The 16697-nt window shown below is 48.8% G+C and carries 14 protein-coding genes; 7 read left to right on the top strand and 7 right to left on the bottom strand.

All coding sequences use genetic code 11. From position 1 onward, the window contains the following. Position 1: 1 nt before the first annotated feature. From FCH32_RS19130 to FCH32_RS19115, 4 genes are read left to right on the top strand one after another with little or no spacing between them, the layout of a single operon-like run. Positions 2 to 1213 (top strand): glycosyltransferase family 4 protein, encoded by a 1212-nt coding sequence (locus FCH32_RS19130; RefSeq protein WP_174361360.1) that lies wholly within the window; start codon positions 2 to 4, stop codon positions 1211 to 1213. 1 nt (position 1214) lies between these two features. Beyond that, entirely contained in the window at positions 1215 to 2327 is a 1113-nt protein-coding gene (locus FCH32_RS19125; RefSeq protein ID WP_174361359.1) for a glycosyltransferase family 4 protein, read from the top strand. 2 nt (positions 2328 to 2329) lie between these two features. Continuing rightward, positions 2330 to 2737, top strand: a complete 408-nt coding sequence (locus FCH32_RS19120; RefSeq protein ID WP_117343210.1) for a hypothetical protein — start codon at positions 2330 to 2332, stop codon at positions 2735 to 2737. Positions 2738 to 2767: 30 nt separating this feature from the next. Then, positions 2768 to 4165, top strand: a complete 1398-nt coding sequence (locus tag FCH32_RS19115; RefSeq protein WP_174361358.1) for a DUF4832 domain-containing protein — start codon at positions 2768 to 2770, stop codon at positions 4163 to 4165. A 46-nt stretch (positions 4166 to 4211) separates the two neighbouring features. Here the strand turns inward: FCH32_RS19115 and galE are convergent, their stop codons facing one another. The 6 genes from galE to melR all read right to left on the bottom strand — a co-directional run bounded on the left by galE (position 4212) and on the right by melR (position 11040). Further along, positions 4212 to 5228: a UDP-glucose 4-epimerase GalE gene (galE, locus tag FCH32_RS19110; RefSeq protein ID WP_174361357.1), complete on the bottom strand. Its 1017-nt coding sequence runs from the start codon at positions 5226 to 5228 to the stop codon at positions 4212 to 4214. Between the two features lie 68 nt (positions 5229 to 5296). Then, a complete protein-coding gene (locus FCH32_RS19105; RefSeq protein ID WP_174361417.1) occupies positions 5297 to 6235 on the bottom strand; it encodes a glucosamine inositolphosphorylceramide transferase family protein in 939 nt (312 codons plus the stop codon). Positions 6236 to 6402: 167 nt separating this feature from the next. Continuing rightward, positions 6403 to 7038: a carbonic anhydrase gene (locus FCH32_RS19100; RefSeq protein ID WP_115257678.1), complete on the bottom strand. Its 636-nt coding sequence runs from the start codon at positions 7036 to 7038 to the stop codon at positions 6403 to 6405. Between the two features lie 155 nt (positions 7039 to 7193). After that, complete coding sequence (locus FCH32_RS19095) at positions 7194 to 8366, bottom strand: MalY/PatB family protein (protein WP_174361356.1); 1173 nt, start codon at positions 8364 to 8366, stop codon at positions 7194 to 7196. A gap of 79 nt (positions 8367 to 8445) precedes the next feature. Further along, a complete protein-coding gene (nhaC, locus tag FCH32_RS19090; RefSeq protein ID WP_117343215.1) occupies positions 8446 to 9906 on the bottom strand; it encodes a Na+/H+ antiporter NhaC in 1461 nt (486 codons plus the stop codon). 213 nt (positions 9907 to 10119) lie between these two features. Continuing rightward, positions 10120 to 11040, bottom strand: a complete 921-nt coding sequence (melR, locus tag FCH32_RS19085; protein WP_117343216.1) for a transcriptional regulator MelR — start codon at positions 11038 to 11040, stop codon at positions 10120 to 10122. A 314-nt stretch (positions 11041 to 11354) separates the two neighbouring features. Here melR and FCH32_RS19080 point away from each other — a divergent pair, with 314 nt between their 5' ends. Beyond that, positions 11355 to 11846, top strand: a complete 492-nt coding sequence (locus tag FCH32_RS19080) for an anti-virulence regulator CigR family protein (RefSeq protein WP_174361355.1) — start codon at positions 11355 to 11357, stop codon at positions 11844 to 11846. 244 nt (positions 11847 to 12090) lie between these two features. Next, positions 12091 to 13287, top strand: a complete 1197-nt coding sequence (locus FCH32_RS19075; protein WP_115257680.1) for an SEL1-like repeat protein — start codon at positions 12091 to 12093, stop codon at positions 13285 to 13287. A gap of 65 nt (positions 13288 to 13352) precedes the next feature. On the opposite strand, the gene FCH32_RS19070 is transcribed toward FCH32_RS19075, so the two are convergent. After that, positions 13353 to 15101, bottom strand: coding sequence for a sigma-54 interaction domain-containing protein (locus FCH32_RS19070; protein ID WP_174361354.1), 1749 nt, complete (start codon positions 15099 to 15101; stop codon positions 13353 to 13355). 381 nt (positions 15102 to 15482) lie between these two features. Here FCH32_RS19070 and dpaL point away from each other — a divergent pair, with 381 nt between their 5' ends. Next, a complete protein-coding gene (dpaL, locus tag FCH32_RS19065; protein WP_115259906.1) occupies positions 15483 to 16694 on the top strand; it encodes a diaminopropionate ammonia-lyase in 1212 nt (403 codons plus the stop codon). Positions 16695 to 16697: the final 3 nt, after the last annotated feature.

Here is a 16697-nt window from a genome sequence, read left to right as displayed (position 1 = left end):
AATGAAAATTTTATTAGTTAACAAGTTTTTCTTTATAAAGGGCGGGGCGGAAACGGTTTATTTTCAGGAACGCGAGATGCTGAAAAAGGCCGGCGTGCAGGTGATTGATTTTTCGATGCAGCATGAGAAAAATTTCCCCTCGGAGTATGCGGATTTTTTTGTCAAAAATGTTGATTACCATACAGACAGTAACCTGTTAGGCGGTATTAAAACGGCGGTTAACTTTATTCATAACGCCGAAGCCTGTCGAAAAATGCAGGTCTTGCTGCAGAAAGAACGCCCGGATATCGTTCACTTTCATAATATCTATCATCAGCTAACGCCAGCGCTAATTAAAGTCGCACGCAATTTTGGCTGTAAAACGGTGCTGACCGCCCATGACTATAAAATTGTCTGTCCTTCATACTCTATGCTACGCGACGGGAAAGTGTGCGATGCCTGTATTACCGGGACCGTCTTCAATGCTTTCAGATACCGCTGTCAGGAAGGGTCTGCCGCCAGGAGTTTACTGCTCTCTTTAGAGGCTACCTGGCAATACATTGCGCAAAATTATCAGGCGCTGGATGTGATCGTGTCCCCCAGCGCATTTTTACGCGGCATTTTGCTACGTGTGCTGCCGCATTCGCGTATCGATGTCATCGTCAATGGCGTAGATGACAGCCGGCCCGTGGAGACGACTGGTGATGAAGGTTATATGCTGTACTTTGGCCGCCTGAGCCGTGAAAAAGGGGTGGCTACGTTGCTGGCCGCTCACCAGAAAATGCGTAACCCGGCGCCGCTGAAAATTGTCGGTCATGGCCCGTTACATGACGAGTTGATTGCCAAATATCCGGACGTGGATTTTTTAGGCTATGTACAACAAGGGGAAGCCCTGGACCAACTGATTAAACATGCCCGGGCGGTGATCCTGCCTTCGGAATGTTATGAAAACTGTTCGATGGCGGTGTTAGAGGCAATGTCATTAGGCAAGCCGGTAATTGGCTCACGTATTGGCGGGATCCCTGAACAAATTCGCGATGGTATTGAAGGGATATTATTTACGCCGGGTAATGCGCAGGCGTTGGCAGAGGCGATGGATACGCTGGTCGAAGACCCGGAGAAAGCACGGGTAATGGGCATCAATGGACGTCAACGGCTGAGTGATAAATATGCGCTCAGTGGTCATATGGAAACGTTGCAGGCACTGTATAAAGAACTGCTGGGCAGGCCATAATATGCGTAAAAAAATAACGGTATTTGGCACGCGCGGTATTCCCGATGTATTGGGTGGCGTGGAAACGCACTGCCAACATCTTTATCCGGAAATTAAACGGCTATGCGATGTTGATATTTGTGTTATCGCCCGCTCGCCGTACGTGAATTACACCCGTTCATCGTATAAGAATGTCGAAACCCATGCGCTGTGGGCACCTAAAAAACGCTCGCTGGAAGCGATTGTTCATTCCGTTTTAGCCGCGTTCAGCACCTGTTTTGACCACTCGATTATCGTGCACGTCCACGCTATTGGTCCGGGATTAGTGGTTCCGGTATTGCGGTTACTGGGCAAGAAGGTCGTTTTCACCCATCATGGACCTGACTATGACCGCCAGAAATGGGGGTATGTGGCAAAGAAAATATTATTGCTCGGTGAACGCTGGGCAGTGAGATATGCCAATGAAGTGATTGTAATATCTGAAGTCATTAATCAGCTTATCCAGAATAAGCATCGCCGCTATGATGCGCATTTAATTCACAATGGCGTGAACGCACCGCGAACATTATCAGAACATACCCTTCACCAGACGCTGTCGCGTTATGCTCTCCAGCCGAAAAACTATCTTGTGGTGGTGGGGCGATTCGTGGAAGAAAAAGGCATGCATGATGCCATTTCAGCCTACCAACAAAGTGGTTTGACGATGCCATTAGTGTTAATTGGCGATGCGGATCACCCGACCGAATACAGTATTCGTCTCAAACAGCAGGCCGCTGATACGCCAGGTGTGGTGATGACCGGATTTTTACGCGGCGATGAACTTCAGGCGGTGTTTTCGCAGGCAAAACTGTTTGTCATGCCGTCGTATCATGAGGGGTTGCCGATAGCGCTGCTGGAGGCGATGTCATTTTCTCTGCCTGCGGTGGTGAGCGATATTCCGGCGAATCTGGAGGTCAAGTTACCCGCAGAGGCGTATTTTCAGGTGGGTAATCTGGCGAGTCTGGCCGGGAAAATGGCGAGATGGGCGACAGCAAATAGCGTTGACTATAGTGTATATTTGCAAAACTATAACTGGCATGAAATCGCCAGACAAACAGTCACCGTCTATCACGCTATTGATAAAGATATAGGTTAATTTTGCCCAACTCTCAGAACCGACCGCCCGTCATTGAACGATTTTATGCTCAACTGGATGAGAAGATCTCGCAGGGGTTGACCGCCGAACAAAAAGACGGAGTCGAAAAAGCGGTCCTTGCTATTACCCTGGGATCGAGACACCAGGTTGATATTCGTAGAAGCTTTCCCTTTTTCGGTAGACGTTTTTACCTGGTCTTTTTGTTTGGCAGGGATTTACGTCACTGGCATCGTCGGGAATCGACGCTATCCAATATTCTGATCGCATTGTTACTGCTGTTTGTTGTGTTGTTCGTTACCTGCTGCGTATTGCTGACGCTGTATATGATCAAATCCGCGTTGGGTATTGATGTGTTCCAGAATTTTCATGTGGGTATTTGGGACTGGTGGCTAAGCCTGAAAAACCACTAGCGTTAACCAACGGGTGGAGGCGTTACGGCGATGAAGAGTCAATGGGGTTTGGCGCTATTGAGTGTGTTCTTTCCGCTGACGGCCATGGCTGCATTAACCACCGTCACCCCCAAAGCCGTAACCGGTCCGCTGACCAACCCCGGGATTGGGGTGGCCAGTTTTCATCAGGGTTATGGTGAAACGTTGGGCCTGGCGGATTACCCTAATACCGGGTTTGAATATGAACGCTTCTACTGGCGGGAACTGGAGCCAGTGGAAGGCCAGTACAATTTTGCGCTGGTTGATGATGCCTTTAAATATGCGGTGGCGCATCGGCCCGCGATGAACGTGGGGCTGCGGTTTATGGCCCTTGCGGAGCCTGAAAGCGGCTCGCAGATCCCCGACTGGCTGATTAAAAAAGGGGTGAAAGGAAAATGGACGCCCGATCATAAAACCTTTATCCCGGATCTCGACGATCCCCTGTTTATAGCCTACAGCCAACGTCTGCTGAACGCTTTTGGCAAGCGCTACGATGGTAATCAGAACCTGGCGTTTGTCGATATTGGCATGGTGGGATCGTGGGGAGAATGGCATAACAGCAACTTCCCGAAAGATGTGCTGCAACCCTTGCTGGAACGATATACCACCGAGCAGCTAGATCGCTACGTCGCCATGCACTTTGCTGCATTTCCCGTAACGCCAAAAATTATGTTGATGAGCGGTGGGCAAAGCCTGGCCAATGCGGTGGCACGAGGAGCTGGATGGCGCGCGGACTGCTGGGGCGACCTGCGTGTGTTTTCAAATGACTGGAATCACATGGCAGATGATTACCCGCAACGATTGCTGGCTGCGCAGAAAAGTTATTCCGGGTTAAACGATGCCTGGAAACGATCGCCGGTGAGTCTGGAAATTTGTTCGTATATGCTGGACTGGAAGAATCTTTTTCATTATACGCGCGCAGAGGTGCAGGGGATTTTTGACTGGGCGGTGAAGCATCATGCCAGTACCCTCAACCTGAAATCGCGAACGGTGCCCAGAGAGTATCGGCCGATTGTCGATTATGCACTGACCAGGTTGGGCTATCGCTTTCGTCTGGCCTCTCTGAGCCATGAGTCAGTATGGGAAAATGGTCGCAGCCTGGCGCTGATCAGTACCTGGTATAATGACGGCGTTGCGCCGATTTACCTTCCTTACACCCTGTCATTTCGTATTATTAATGATGCTAACAATGTTGTTGCTCAGGGAAATTCACCGGAAGACATTCGTCGCTGGCTGCCGGGTCAACATCAGCTGAATTATCAACTCCCTATGCCCGGTGCGTTACCGAGAGGAAAATACGCCATTGAAGTGGCGATCGTGGATAAGTCGGGCGCCGCGAGAATTAACTTTGCCAATGAAGGGAAGCAGAGCAGCGGATGGTATCGTGTGTCGACGATCACGGCGCGTTAGCCATTAGCAACAATGAGCCTGCCCGCAGGCTCATTGTTGATGGGTGTTAAGCGTGATAACCATCAGGATTATTTTTCTGCCAGTTCCAGGTGTCGCGCATCATGTCATCAAGCGTGTAGGTAGCCTGCCAGCCCAGTACTTCGCGCGCCAGCGACGGGTCAGACCAACATTCGGCGATGTCCCCGGGTCTTCGTGCAACAATCTGATAATTAATTTTTCGTTGAGCCGCTTTTTCAAAAGCGGCAATAAGATCCATCACCGAATAGCCGATGCCGGTACCGAGGTTTATCACTTTATAGGCTGGACCTTTATTCTGGCAATCCAAAGCCGCTAAATGGCCGGTTGCCAGATCCATCACGTGAATATAATCACGTACCCCAGTGCCATCCGGGGTTGGGTAGTCATTGCCAAACACCGACACGGTTTCAAGCTTGCCAATCGCAACCTGAGAAATATAGGGAACCAGGTTGTTGGGGATACCATTTGGATCCTCACCAATTCGGCCTGAGGAATGGGCTCCGACGGGGTTAAAATAGCGCAGGCAGGTGAGGCGAAATTCAGGGTGTGCGCGGGAAAAATCCGCCAGAATCTGTTCGACCATTAATTTAGAGGTGCCATATGGATTCGTTGTTCCCCCGGTGCGCGATTGTTCGCTGAGCGGCACGCTTTCCGGATCTCCGTAGACCGTTGCGGAAGAGCTGAAGATTAGGCTGTGAACACCCGCAGTCAGCATCTCACTCAGTAAAACCAGCGTTCCGGTGACATTGTTATTATAATACGCGAGGGGTTCTTTTATGGATGCTGAAACTGATTTTAACCCAGCAAAATGAATGACATCACTAATGTCATGGTGTGAAAAAATCGTTTTTAATGCCTCTCTGTCCAGAACGTCGGCAATGTAAATAATCGGTTCTTTTCCGGTGAGTTCTGCGACCCGATGTAATGATGTTTGTGAGGCATTCGTGAGATTATCGATGATCACAACTTCATCACCTCTTTCGAGAAGCGTCAACACGGTATGTGAACCAATATAACCTGCGCCACCTGTGACAAGTATTGCCATACAGCCTCCAGAGGAAATCTTATGAAAAAGATTATTGACTCACCAAGGCCACGGCTATAAATACAGGGCTATGAGTGGCGTCGGGTAAGAGATAAATTTCTGAATTTCACCATGCACTTATACGATATTTTTTTGAGTATCGATAAAAAACTAAAGGTGTTTATTTTACTATCGTAGACAAGATAGTTATTCGTGAAGTTTAAGGTATGTACACCGTCGCTTTGGTTGATGGCGGCATTGACCTGTGCAATAAGCTTTTCATCAAAAGAAAATGCGTTTAGCGTGACTAATGCTTTGATGTAAATTGATTTTCCATAGGTTTCAGGCGTGCATTCCTGAGTGAGGAAGTACAGTGTATTGCCGATGTTATGGGGCGCCCCGGCGCCTCGCTGATGCAGGTTGCTCAACTGCAAAGTGGGCGTGATTTTCTGCCACGGACCGCTCACGCTCTCGGCAGTATGGATCATCAGCTCATTATTCATTGTCGTCGATAACAGATAACAGGCACCGTGTAGTGAGAAAAATACGTTATCGGTTAATGCTTCGTCCGAGATTAAAACGTTTATCGCCTTCCAGCGTTGCGGGAAATCTACGCACTGAAATAAAATAACCTCTTTTCTTTCTGAAGACTCAGGGATCATAAAGAGCTGGCCATTGCTCTCAAATACAAAAGGAAAGGATAAATGGCATTTTAGATAATCGAAACCGTCGAGCTTCACATCATCGAGTTCCGCTAAGTCGGCATCGAGTATACGGCAGCGTAGGATCCCCTTCGAATTACGGAAGCGTAAAGCCTCATAAAAAATATAAACTTTATTATCTCTTTCAATGATGAAAGGATCGGCCTGAAAGGTGTGTTTCTTTTTAAGTTGCTGCGCAGGGGTACGCTTCAGTATATCCAACGTGTTAGTAGGAAAGGTATGCGAACCATTATCCTTGATAATCATGATGTCCCACGACTCATGATAAAAAAGCATATTTATTATTTTTTTATATTTGGCCTGCATTCGCACGAGTTCCTTTTGTCGCTTCAATTCACCGGGTGCCATACAGCAACATTAACGGTTAGTTTAAAAGCTAGTCGCAAGCGCGTTTTTTGTCCACTTACGGAACGAGTGGCGGGGGGAAGGGGCGGTGTGACGTTGCCAGAGCATCCTTGCTCCAGATAAAGATTTTACTCGAAATGCACCTGCGGATTGTCTGCCAGTGAAACGTACGTTTTGCTGTCTTTATCCAACGTACGGATCTCACCGCTTTCAATGTCGTACACCCAACCGTGCAGACGCAGCGCATTATTACGCAGTCCGACAGCGACAGACGGATGCGTTTTAATATTATTCAGTTGAGCGATAACGTTCTCTTCCACCATGGCATTCACTTTGTCGATTGCGTTATCCCAGGTTTTCTTCTCGACTACCGCTTTCGCCGCATCGGCGTAGTGCAACCAGTGGGCCACCGCAGGCATCGGATCCAGACTCTGGCTTTCAGCAATCGCTTTCATCGCACCACAGTTGGAGTGCCCACAGATAACGATATCCGTCACGCCTAACGCCAAGACCGCGTATTCGATGGTGGCAGATACACCGCCCGGTTCCGGGCCAAAAGAAGGGACGATATTGCCCGCGTTGCGGATAACGAAAAGCTGTCCTGGCTCTTGCTGCGTAACCAGTTCTGGCACCAGACGACTGTCTGAGCAGGAGATGAAAAGTGCTTTAGGATTCTGGCTGGAGGCCAGGCTGCGAAAGAGTTCCTTACGTTGAGGGAAAATCTCTTTTTGGAAGTTGAGGAAGCCCTCAATGATATGTTGCATAGCAGTGTCTCTTTTCTCTGTTTAAGCAGGTTATGATGAAGATCACACTTTCCAGTTTAACACTCGCGCAGAGAAGAGGAAGTATTTATAGCCGGTCAGGACATATCTTTGGGGTATTTTGCCCTGACTTAGCAGGGCAAATATTGGGTATAGCGCTACGCGTCCAGCCTCTTCTGGTATGCCTTTTTGAGTCTGTCCATGGCCTCCTCCAGTACAGAACGCGGACAACCAACGTTTAATCGCATATGGCCTTCTCCGCCAGGACCATATTGATAACCTGGCGACAGGCCAAGCCGGGCATCATGGACAAAAAAAGCGCTCAGTTGCTCATCACTGAGGCCCATTTTTTCAGCATTCAGAAACAGCAGATAGGATGCGCCGCCATACAGAATCGAGATCAAGGGGCAGTGCTTTTCAATTTCATCTTTTACATACGCTATATTGTCAGCCAGATAGGTCAATAATTTCTGGTGCCAGTCACTGCAGTGAGTATAGGCACTGTAGATGGCCGCCTGCTGTAACGAATGGGTCTCGGCGAGGTAGCAGTTATCAAGAAAATGATAGAACCGTTCGCGCAGTTCATCGTTCTTGATAATGGCGATACCGCCTTGTATCGCTGCGATATTAAAGGTTTTGCTGATAGAGGCAAGCACAATCGATTGACTGTTTAACCCTTCATTGAGGTTGAAAAATGGGTGGTGTGTTTTGCCGGGTAAGGTCAAATCGCAGTGAACTTCATCCGCGATCACGATGACGCCCGCGTCGTGACAATAGTCACTTATTCTTTCAAGCGTCTCGCGGCGCCATACCATCCCGCCGGGATTATGCGGAGAAGGAAAAAGAAACATTTTGCATGCTTTAAGCTTCTCTGTGAAATCATGCCAGTCAAATTCGTAACCGCCATCCTTCTCAATTAGGCGAGTTTGAACCAGATTTCTGCCGCTGGTTTTGACCAGGTTGGGGTAGGGGTCATATATTGGGCTGCAGGTCAATATATTGTCCCCTGAACGGGTGAGAGCCATCAATGATAGTACGATGGTTTTGATGACCCCCGGAACAAAATGCACCCAGTGCGCCTGAACGCTACTGTCATACTGTTGCGCATACCAATGAATAACCGCTTCTTTCCACTGTGGGTAATCCAGATTATAGCCCTGAACGGGCTGTTCTATAACAGCCCGTAGCGTATTCAGAATGGGTTCTGGTGTGGCAAAATCCATATCTGCAATCCACAGCGGTAATACATCATTGGTACCGTACATCTGTTGTAATTGCCCGTACTTACGACAATTAGCATCCCTTGTGACAATATCGTCAAATAAAGACATTGCTGACTCCTGGCAGGTCTCTAAAAATAAAATTTAAGTAACACAAAATTAGCGAAGTCTATTTATGTACAGAACGAGGCTAGGATTTTTGTTCAACTCTATACTCAGCGTCGTCATTGGATTCATACTTAGCGATACCAATACCTGTCGCCGCCCACAGCAGTGCAAAGATGACCCCGCTGTAGCATAAGATTGCCCAAGGTAAATAATCGAGGGTGGCGACGCCCAGCATCGTGGCACAGTAAACACCGGAAGCAGACCAGGGAATAATGGGTTCAACGACTGTCCCGGCGTCTTCTGTTGTTCGAGAAAGGTTTTTTGCCGCAAGACCCCGTTTTTTATACTCATCTTTAAAGGCATCACCACACAACAATAGAGGTAACGTGCCGTTTGCCGTACAGGCGCAGATGGTGAACGTGGTAACAATAGTGGTGGCAACCAGACGAAATGTGGATTTAACCCCTTTCGTCAGTGCGTTAATGACGGTGTGTAGAGAGCCTGTGGCACTCATCGCCCCGGCGAAGCTAAAGGCGCTGAAAACGGTAACGAAACTGCTAAACATGGAAATTGCGCCACCGCGTTCCAGTAAGCGAGCAACATCAGCTGACAGTGCAGGGACAGTATCGCCTGTGAGCATCGCGAGCTTAAAGCCACTGACCACCGATTCGCCGACCGAGGCGGCGGTAAATACCTGAAAGACTAGCGCCAGAATCATCGACACGATAGTTGACAGAAATAACATAGGAATCGCTGGTTTCTTTGACAGCGAACCGTACAAAACGATAATCGGTGGCAGCAGTAGTAGAATGTTAAAGTGATAAATCTGGCCAATAGTATTCATCAAATGGGTAATATTTTCAGGTACGCTTGACGAGGCATCAATCCCCATTCCCATATAACTGTAAATAATACAGCAGATTACAAAACCTGGACCGGTGGTCCACAGCAGATGCCCGATATGCGAGTACAGGTTTACGCCTGCCGCCAGTGCGGCCATGTTTGTGGAGTCAGAGACGGGAGAGAGTTTATCGCCAAACCAGCAACCTGAGACGATAGCCCCTGCTGCGATGGGTAGCGATACATTAAGCCCAATCGCGACACCAATCATGGCAATGCCAACGGTACCGATCGATCCCCAGGAAGTCCCGGTACAGACGGAGATGAGAGCACCCAGCAAAAAAGCCGAAATATAGAAATATTGTGGGTTAATCCACTTCAAACCATAATAAATCATCATGGGAATGGTGCCTGACACCATCCACGCTCCAATCAAGAAGCCGATACTCGCGACAATCAGTATGACAGGCAGCGCCTCAGATATTTTATTACAAATAGATTGTAGAATATCGTCCCACGTATAGCCGTGTGCGAGAGCGATAAATGAGGCGGTCGCCGTGCCCATTAAAATCATGGGTTCTGCACGAATATTAAAAATAAAATATCCGATACTAATTCCACCTAGCATGACGACCATCGGTAACACTGACCAAAAGAAAGATAATTCCTTCCGGTTTTTTAAAGCACAGTTTTTTGGTTCCATAATTCCATCCAAATAGTTAATGATTCTACAAATCAAATAAATTCCTGCTACAGGTCATCCAATAATTGAATGACATAGTGACTCGCGTTAATAGCGAATGTTATTTTATTAACTGCGCCAGGTTTTCTATTATTTATTTATTTTTTTTGACTATCATCTCCGGGGAGTAATAGGATAAATTGTTCTGATGACTCGTTATTTCTCCACATAAGGTTAATGGTTCCGCCGCTGTTGGCTGAGTTTGCGATACTGTTGTGGTGGCATACCAACGTATTTATGAAATGAGCTATAAAAACGACTACTGGAGCGAAAGCCAGCAATCGTGGCGATGTCGAGTATGGTTTTATCGGTGTCACTCAGTAACGCGCGTACATGATTAATACGCATGGCGGTAATGTACTGTTTCATGGTCAGTTGCATCACCCGTTGAAAAATGCCCATCGCGTAGTTTGGATTGAGTTTAACGTGTTCGGCAATAGCATCAACCGTCAGCAACTTGTCGCAGTTGGCGGCAATAAACTCAAGCATCTGGCTTACGTAAAACTGTGAGTGCCGTGAAATACTGTTCTTCTGGGTACGTGATGTTTTATTACCCAATAAAGGTTGCCAGCCTGAAAGGCTAAACCGCTTGAGCATGAGGGCAATTTCATCAATGGCGAGCTGGCGAATTTGCTCGTTATCACTGTTGAGTTCATTCTGCCAGCGCTGAACTTCAAACGCGCTGAGTTGCTGTGATGCTGATGATGTAATGACCATTCCGTGAGTTACATGGTTAATCAGTTCCCTGTCCAGCGGCCAGGATAAAAACAAATGCATGGGTAAGTTAAATATTGCCATTTGTTTACAGTGCCCAGGGTCAGTGAGCTGATGAGGGGTACAGGCCCAAAATAGCGTAATGTAGCCCTGCTTACTCCGAACCACTTCATCATTGAAAAGGTATTCTACGTCGCCATCAAACGGAACATTCACCTCAACCTGGCCGTGCCAGTGGCTGTAGGTCATGGCCAACGGCGCCCGCAACTCGACGTCCATACGCTGATACTCGGAATAGAGTGCCAGTGGGCTACGCGTCTTTTTTTCATAACTGCGGCACATATGTGGGTCATGTGGCAGTTGCGGGATACTTTTAGCCATGGTGGATTAATTCCTGGGTAGTGAGTTTGACCGGGTGGTAGCGCCAAAGCATGAACATAGCTTAACCGAAAAAAAACGCCGTTTTCTCTCCGTTTTCGCGAAGTTATTCCCAAAAACTCAGATCGCCTGTCAGTCACATGAAGATCTGAGTTATCGGGAATAGCGGGTTACGTCAACAAATCTTACATCACGATGATGCCTTTTCTGTCCGGGACAGGGACCGCTTTTTTTGCACATAAATCGGAACTATAGAGATGGCTGGCATTTACGAAGTATCGTACCTTTTAAAGGTCCCTCCATATTAAGGAATCATCATGTCCAGGTTTCGTACTTTAGCAACCGCTTTGGTCGCGGTTGCTGCGATGACGATGTGCGCCATGCCTGCATTCGCTAACCCGGGTAACGGAAACGGGAACGGTAACAGCGGTAATCATGGTAACAAGGGTAATAGCGGTAATAGTCAGAAAGGCAATTTAGGTTCAAAAAACAATCAGCAATCTGAACAACGTAAAAATTATGGCAAGCCGGATCATGTTGATAGCGATATTAGCTTTAATGTGGCAAGACAGTATGCGGTCAGATACGGTTTGACCGGGTATCAATCGCTTCCTCCTGGCATCGCCAAAAATCTGGCGCGTGGCAAGCCGCTGCCTCCGGGTATTGCGAAGAAGAACGTTCCGGCCTCGATGCTCAATCAATTGCCCTATTACCCCGGCTACGAATGGCAGGTGGTGGGCGACAATCTGGTGCTGATTGCGCTGAGCACCGCGATTGTGACCTCGGTGATTAACGGGGTGTTTGACTAATTGTAGATGCGGTGTGAACGCAAAAAGCCACGATAAGTCGTGGCTTTTTTATTATCTTTGACCTGTCCTGATTTCCTTCGTGGATAAGTGAGTGAGAATCAACTTAATTTAAGGGGGTTATTTCTCATCCTTATGCAGTATATAGTTAATAATTCTGATGTAGATCGCAATGCCAGCCAAATACGTTGGATTGTTGAAGCGTCTTCTCCATCATGTGTATTTTTCTTAACAAGGATTCTGTTTTATGAACATTCGGCCTCTCCTCGCCTTCACTTTCATTGGCTTATTATGGGGCGCGGGAATATCGCAAGGATATGCAAAAGAGTGGAACAAAGAGCCGATGGCTGTTTTACAGCAAGGGGCCGAGGCGGGGGATGTAAAGGCGCAGTACTACCTTGGAACCCTGTATTGCGAAGGAAAAGGTGTTGCGCGTGATGATACGAAGGCCGTTGAGTGGTTGACCCGCGCGGCTGAGCAGGGAAATCCCGACGCACGTTACGTCCTCGCCTTAGTCTATTTTGATGGTGAAGGAGCACGGTGGAATGACGGCAAGGTGATTGAGTGGTTTAACCATCAAGCCGAACAGGGTAATCAGCAAGCGATCAACTGGCTCACCCTCGCTGCCGAGCGCGGAAACTATCTGGCGATAGAGTGGTTACACCAGGCGGTTGATAAGGGGAATCCCGAAGCACAGCGTGCTCTCAACAGTAAAAAGTCGCTGTCCGAGGGTTACAACACAGTTAAAGCATTGAGTAAAGCCGCTGAACAGGGAGATGCAAAAGCGCAGGGGCTGCTGGGTCGGCGCTACTTTGAAGGGCATGGCGTCGGTATGGATCGCAACAAAGCCTTTGCCCTGTTGAGTAAGGGCGTCAGCCAGGGTGATGCGCTGTCTCAGGGCGTGCTGGGCGTGATGTATTACCTGGGAGAAAGCGTCGGCGTTACGCAGGATCACAAGAAAGCATTTGAGTTATTTCAGCAGGCGGCAGCCCAGGGGGATGTGCTGGCACAAGGGATGCTCGGCATGATGTACTCAAAAGGTGAGGGAACCGCGCAGAACGATAAAAAGGCCTTCGAATGGTATCAGAAGGCTGCCGCACAAGGCGATGCGGGATCTCACACGGACCTGGGATTGATGTACCTCGAGGGCAAAGGGGTCGCTCAGGATGACAAGAAAGCCGTCGAACATATTGAGCGCGCAGCCAAAATGGGTAGTCCGGAAGCCCAGAGATTGTTGGGCAGGATGTACCTGGAAGGGAAAGGAGTAGATAAGGACTATGCGCAAGCCTATATCTGGAATGCCGTGGCCGTTGCTAACGGAAACTTTGATGCTCAGGCCGGGCTAGATGCTTCGCGGGAAAACCTCTCTCCTGCCGCTTTAGAAGAAGCCGATGGCAGGGCGCGGAAATACTTTGAACAGTATCGATATAAACCGCAAATCTGATGCACAATGTAGCCCGCGTTATGCGTTATGCGGGCTTCTTCTTTTTTAGAGCATGGACAGATGGCTTACATTCCGTACAGCTTAATTTTTCGGTAGAGCGTGGCGATGCCGATCCCCAGCTCTGTCGCCGCCTGTTTCTTGCCCTCTACGCTTGTGCCAAAACGCTGTAAAACACGCTCAATGGCTTCTCTTTCGGCTTGTTTTCCCTGACTGGCAAGCTGACGTGGTTGTGCCGATATAGCGGGTTTTCTGCTGTCCGCCGCGGTGAGCAGGTATGGAGGCAGGTGGCTGGCGTTGATCCCGGTCGCTTCCCCACGCATGACAAAAATATATTCGATGACGTTACGCAGTTCGCGGACGTTTCCGGGCCAGTGCCAGGTATACAGGCGGTTGATCACATCATCGGGCAGTTTTTGTGGTGGCCGTTGGTAGCTTGCTGAGAACTCATCGGCAAAATACTGGGCGAGGACGGCGATATCCGCACGTCGTTCCCGTAGGGAAGGGAGTACCAGCGGAACCACGTTCAGACGATAAAAAAGATCTTCGCGAAACTGATGATTCTCAACCATCGTGTGAATATTTTTGTTGGTCGCTGCGATAATGCGGACATCAATTTCGATGGTGTTATTCGAGCCTACCCGGGTAATCGCTTTTTCCTGCAGTACCCTGAGCAACTTAGCCTGCAGGTGCAGCGGCATATCGCCTATTTCATCGAGGAACAAGCTGCCGCCGTTGGCCAGTTCAAATTTGCCCATCCGTCCTTTGGGGTCCGCACCGCTGAACGCCCCACGGACGTAGCCGAACAGTTCACTTTCCAGTAACTGCTCGGGGATAGCTGCGCAGTTGATCGTCACAAAAGGCGCGGTTTTACGCGGACTGCTCTGGTGAATCGCAAATGCCACCACTTCTTTCCCCGATCCGCTCTCCCCGGTAATCAGCACGCTGGCGTAGCTGTTAGCGATTTTCCCTACGGTACTTCTAAGCTGCTCCATTGACGGGGAATGGCCAATTAACCGCACCTGAGTATCGGACTCATAAGGCGGCATCGTCATGCTGCTCAGGTAGTCATGAGCATCGCGAAAAATAACCATGGTTAAACGATCGTTATCTTGTGACGAGAGTGAAATCTGTTTGCACAATACATGATGTTTCTGACCTTCGAGCGTCAGCCACGCTTCTTCATCGCCATACAAACTGTCACCGGTGGTTTCAATGGTGAGGGGGAGTCCCTGAACCTCCCGGTTGAGAATACGATCGGCGGAGTGGTTGGCATGCCAGATACGGCCATGACCATCGATCGCCACGACGCCGCGATCCATCGCATCGATCAGGCGACGGAATGCGCCCAGCGTCTCCTGGGCGCGTAAGCGTTCCAGGCACTCAAAGACCTTGCTTGAGATCATGACGGCGATTTGTTCAATGAAGGTAACGAATTTATCAATCTGACTGAGTAGCGTTTCTCGCTGTGCCTGGGTTGAACAAATAATCCCGATCACCCCAATGACGCGATTATTAAGAAAGATGGGCGCGTTCAAATCCAGCATTTCTGAACAATAGCGATGTTTTTCACACATCTGGCACAGCGGATGTTCACCGGGATTTTTGATCAGCACCGTTTCGCGCACCTGCAGAACATGGCGATAGATATAGCCATTTTTTGCCACATTCTCATTGAGCATGTGCCGGTATTTTCCGGTGCCCGCAATGCGCATTAAAGATTCATCAATGATTTCAACATCGGTCCCGGTAATACCGGAAATGGCGTCAGCATAATTGCAGATATCATCCTGAATATTACTGAGTACTGAAATCATGATCCCTCTCCGGTTGGGCAGCGAATTTATCAAGGAGAATGATAAATATGCGAAATATGACCAGCTCGGCTTGCGCATAATCAATCTATTACGTTGTTTTTAGATATATTTTTTGTTTTATCTTCCGCGATCACACTATTTATCATTGGTGATAATTTATCAAAATAACGCGATAAACTCAGCACACTGTTTTTACGACATTAATCCGCTCACTATTTTTTAATTCATTGAAGTTAAAGTAATTATTAATTTTCTCGTCATGATTTTGTCGTTTTATAAAAAACTGGTAAGCATTTTGCTTTTAGGGAATACCGCTCGCTTAACGCTCTCTGTATGGCACCGATTACAGGGAATGAAATATCAGGACAATGAGGTTCTATGATGCAGGAAAACTTATCGTTTTTTATCAACCAGACGCCGTTTACTGAACACCCCAATGCGCCGCTGGCGCCGTTTAGTCGCCAGGAATTGGTAAAAGCGCTGAATTTTCATCGCTCTATTCCGGGTTATGCGCCGACGCCGCTGTATTCGTTACCGGTTCTTTCGCAAAAACTGGGCGTTAAAAATATTTATCTGAAGGATGAGTCTCAGCGTTTTGGTCTCAAAGCCTTTAAAGCGCTGGGAGGTGCCTATGCGATGGCATGCCACATCGCGGAATTAGTGGGTAAGGATATCAGCGAATTACCTTTTGATGTGATGACCAGCGACGAAGTGCGCCGCGACCTGAAGACCGTGACGTTTGCTACAACGACCGACGGCAACCACGGACGAGGAGTGGCATGGATGGCGCGGCAGCTCAAGCAGAATGCGGTGGTTTACATGCCGAAAGGCTCATCTGAGCAGCGTCTGACCGCAATTCGCAATGAAGGCGCGACGGCGGAGATTGTCGATATGAACTACGACGATGCCGTGCGTATGACCGCCGAACAAGCTGAAGAGCATGGCTGGATCGTGGTGCAGGATACGGCCTGGGAAGGCTATGAAAAGATCCCGCTGTGGATTATGCAAGGCTACGGCACGCTGATGCTGGAAGCGATAGATCAGCTTCACCAGGTTGCGCCAACACACGTGTTCGTTCAGGCGGGCGTGGGCTCTTTTGCCGGAATGGTGCAGGGAATGGTGACGGCGGCCTGGGGGGAAAATCGTCCGAAAGTGATTGTCGCTGAGGCGTTAATCGCCGACTGCCTCTACCGTTCTGCGCTGGCTAAAGAGGGCGAGGCGGTGGCCGTTGGGGGGGATTTGCAGACCGTTATGGCAGGACTTGCCTGCGGCGAAGCCAACAGCATCGGCTGGAAACTGTTGCGTGATTATGCCGACGCATTCGCCTCCTGCCCTGATGAAGTGGCCGCGCTGGGGATGCGCATGCTGGGTAACCCATTAGCGGGCGATCCCCAAATTACGTCCGGTGAATCCGGTGCTGTGACCACCGGTCTGCTGGCATTGCTAATGACCTCGCCAGCACTGGCACAGACGCGTGAACAACTGGGGCTGGATGCGCATTCTCGCGTGCTGTTGATAAGCACAGAAGGTGATACCGACCCGCAACAATATCTGGATATTGTCTGGGGCGGTCAGTACCCCGGCATTAATTAATCC

The organism is Citrobacter gillenii (assembly GCF_013337685.1).
Lineage (GTDB): Bacteria > Pseudomonadota > Gammaproteobacteria > Enterobacterales > Enterobacteriaceae > Citrobacter > Citrobacter gillenii.
This window is presented reverse-complemented; position numbering and strand designations above follow the sequence as displayed.

Excerpts from the sequence above, each read along its gene's own strand:
- FCH32_RS19130 (WP_174361360.1), top strand. The coding sequence starts at position 2 with ATGAAAATTTTATTAGTTAACAAGTTTTTCTTTATAAAGGGCGGGGCG.
- FCH32_RS19115 (WP_174361358.1), top strand. The coding sequence starts at position 2,768 with ATGAAGAGTCAATGGGGTTTGGCGCTATTGAGTGTGTTCTTTCCGCTG.
- FCH32_RS19075 (WP_115257680.1), top strand. The coding sequence starts at position 12,091 with ATGAACATTCGGCCTCTCCTCGCCTTCACTTTCATTGGCTTATTATGG.
- FCH32_RS19080 (WP_174361355.1), top strand. The coding sequence starts at position 11,355 with ATGTCCAGGTTTCGTACTTTAGCAACCGCTTTGGTCGCGGTTGCTGCG.
- galE (WP_174361357.1), bottom strand. The coding sequence starts at position 5,228 with ATGGCAATACTTGTCACAGGTGGCGCAGGTTATATTGGTTCACATACC.
- FCH32_RS19070 (WP_174361354.1), bottom strand. The coding sequence starts at position 15,101 with ATGATTTCAGTACTCAGTAATATTCAGGATGATATCTGCAATTATGCT.
- FCH32_RS19125 (WP_174361359.1), top strand. The coding sequence starts at position 1,215 with ATGCGTAAAAAAATAACGGTATTTGGCACGCGCGGTATTCCCGATGTA.
- FCH32_RS19105 (WP_174361417.1), bottom strand. The coding sequence starts at position 6,235 with ATGCAGGCCAAATATAAAAAAATAATAAATATGCTTTTTTATCATGAG.
- FCH32_RS19095 (WP_174361356.1), bottom strand. The coding sequence starts at position 8,366 with ATGTCTTTATTTGACGATATTGTCACAAGGGATGCTAATTGTCGTAAG.
- dpaL (WP_115259906.1), top strand. The coding sequence starts at position 15,483 with ATGCAGGAAAACTTATCGTTTTTTATCAACCAGACGCCGTTTACTGAA.
- nhaC (WP_117343215.1), bottom strand. The coding sequence starts at position 9,906 with ATGGAACCAAAAAACTGTGCTTTAAAAAACCGGAAGGAATTATCTTTC.
- FCH32_RS19100 (WP_115257678.1), bottom strand. The coding sequence starts at position 7,038 with ATGCAACATATCATTGAGGGCTTCCTCAACTTCCAAAAAGAGATTTTC.
- melR (WP_117343216.1), bottom strand. The coding sequence starts at position 11,040 with ATGGCTAAAAGTATCCCGCAACTGCCACATGACCCACATATGTGCCGC.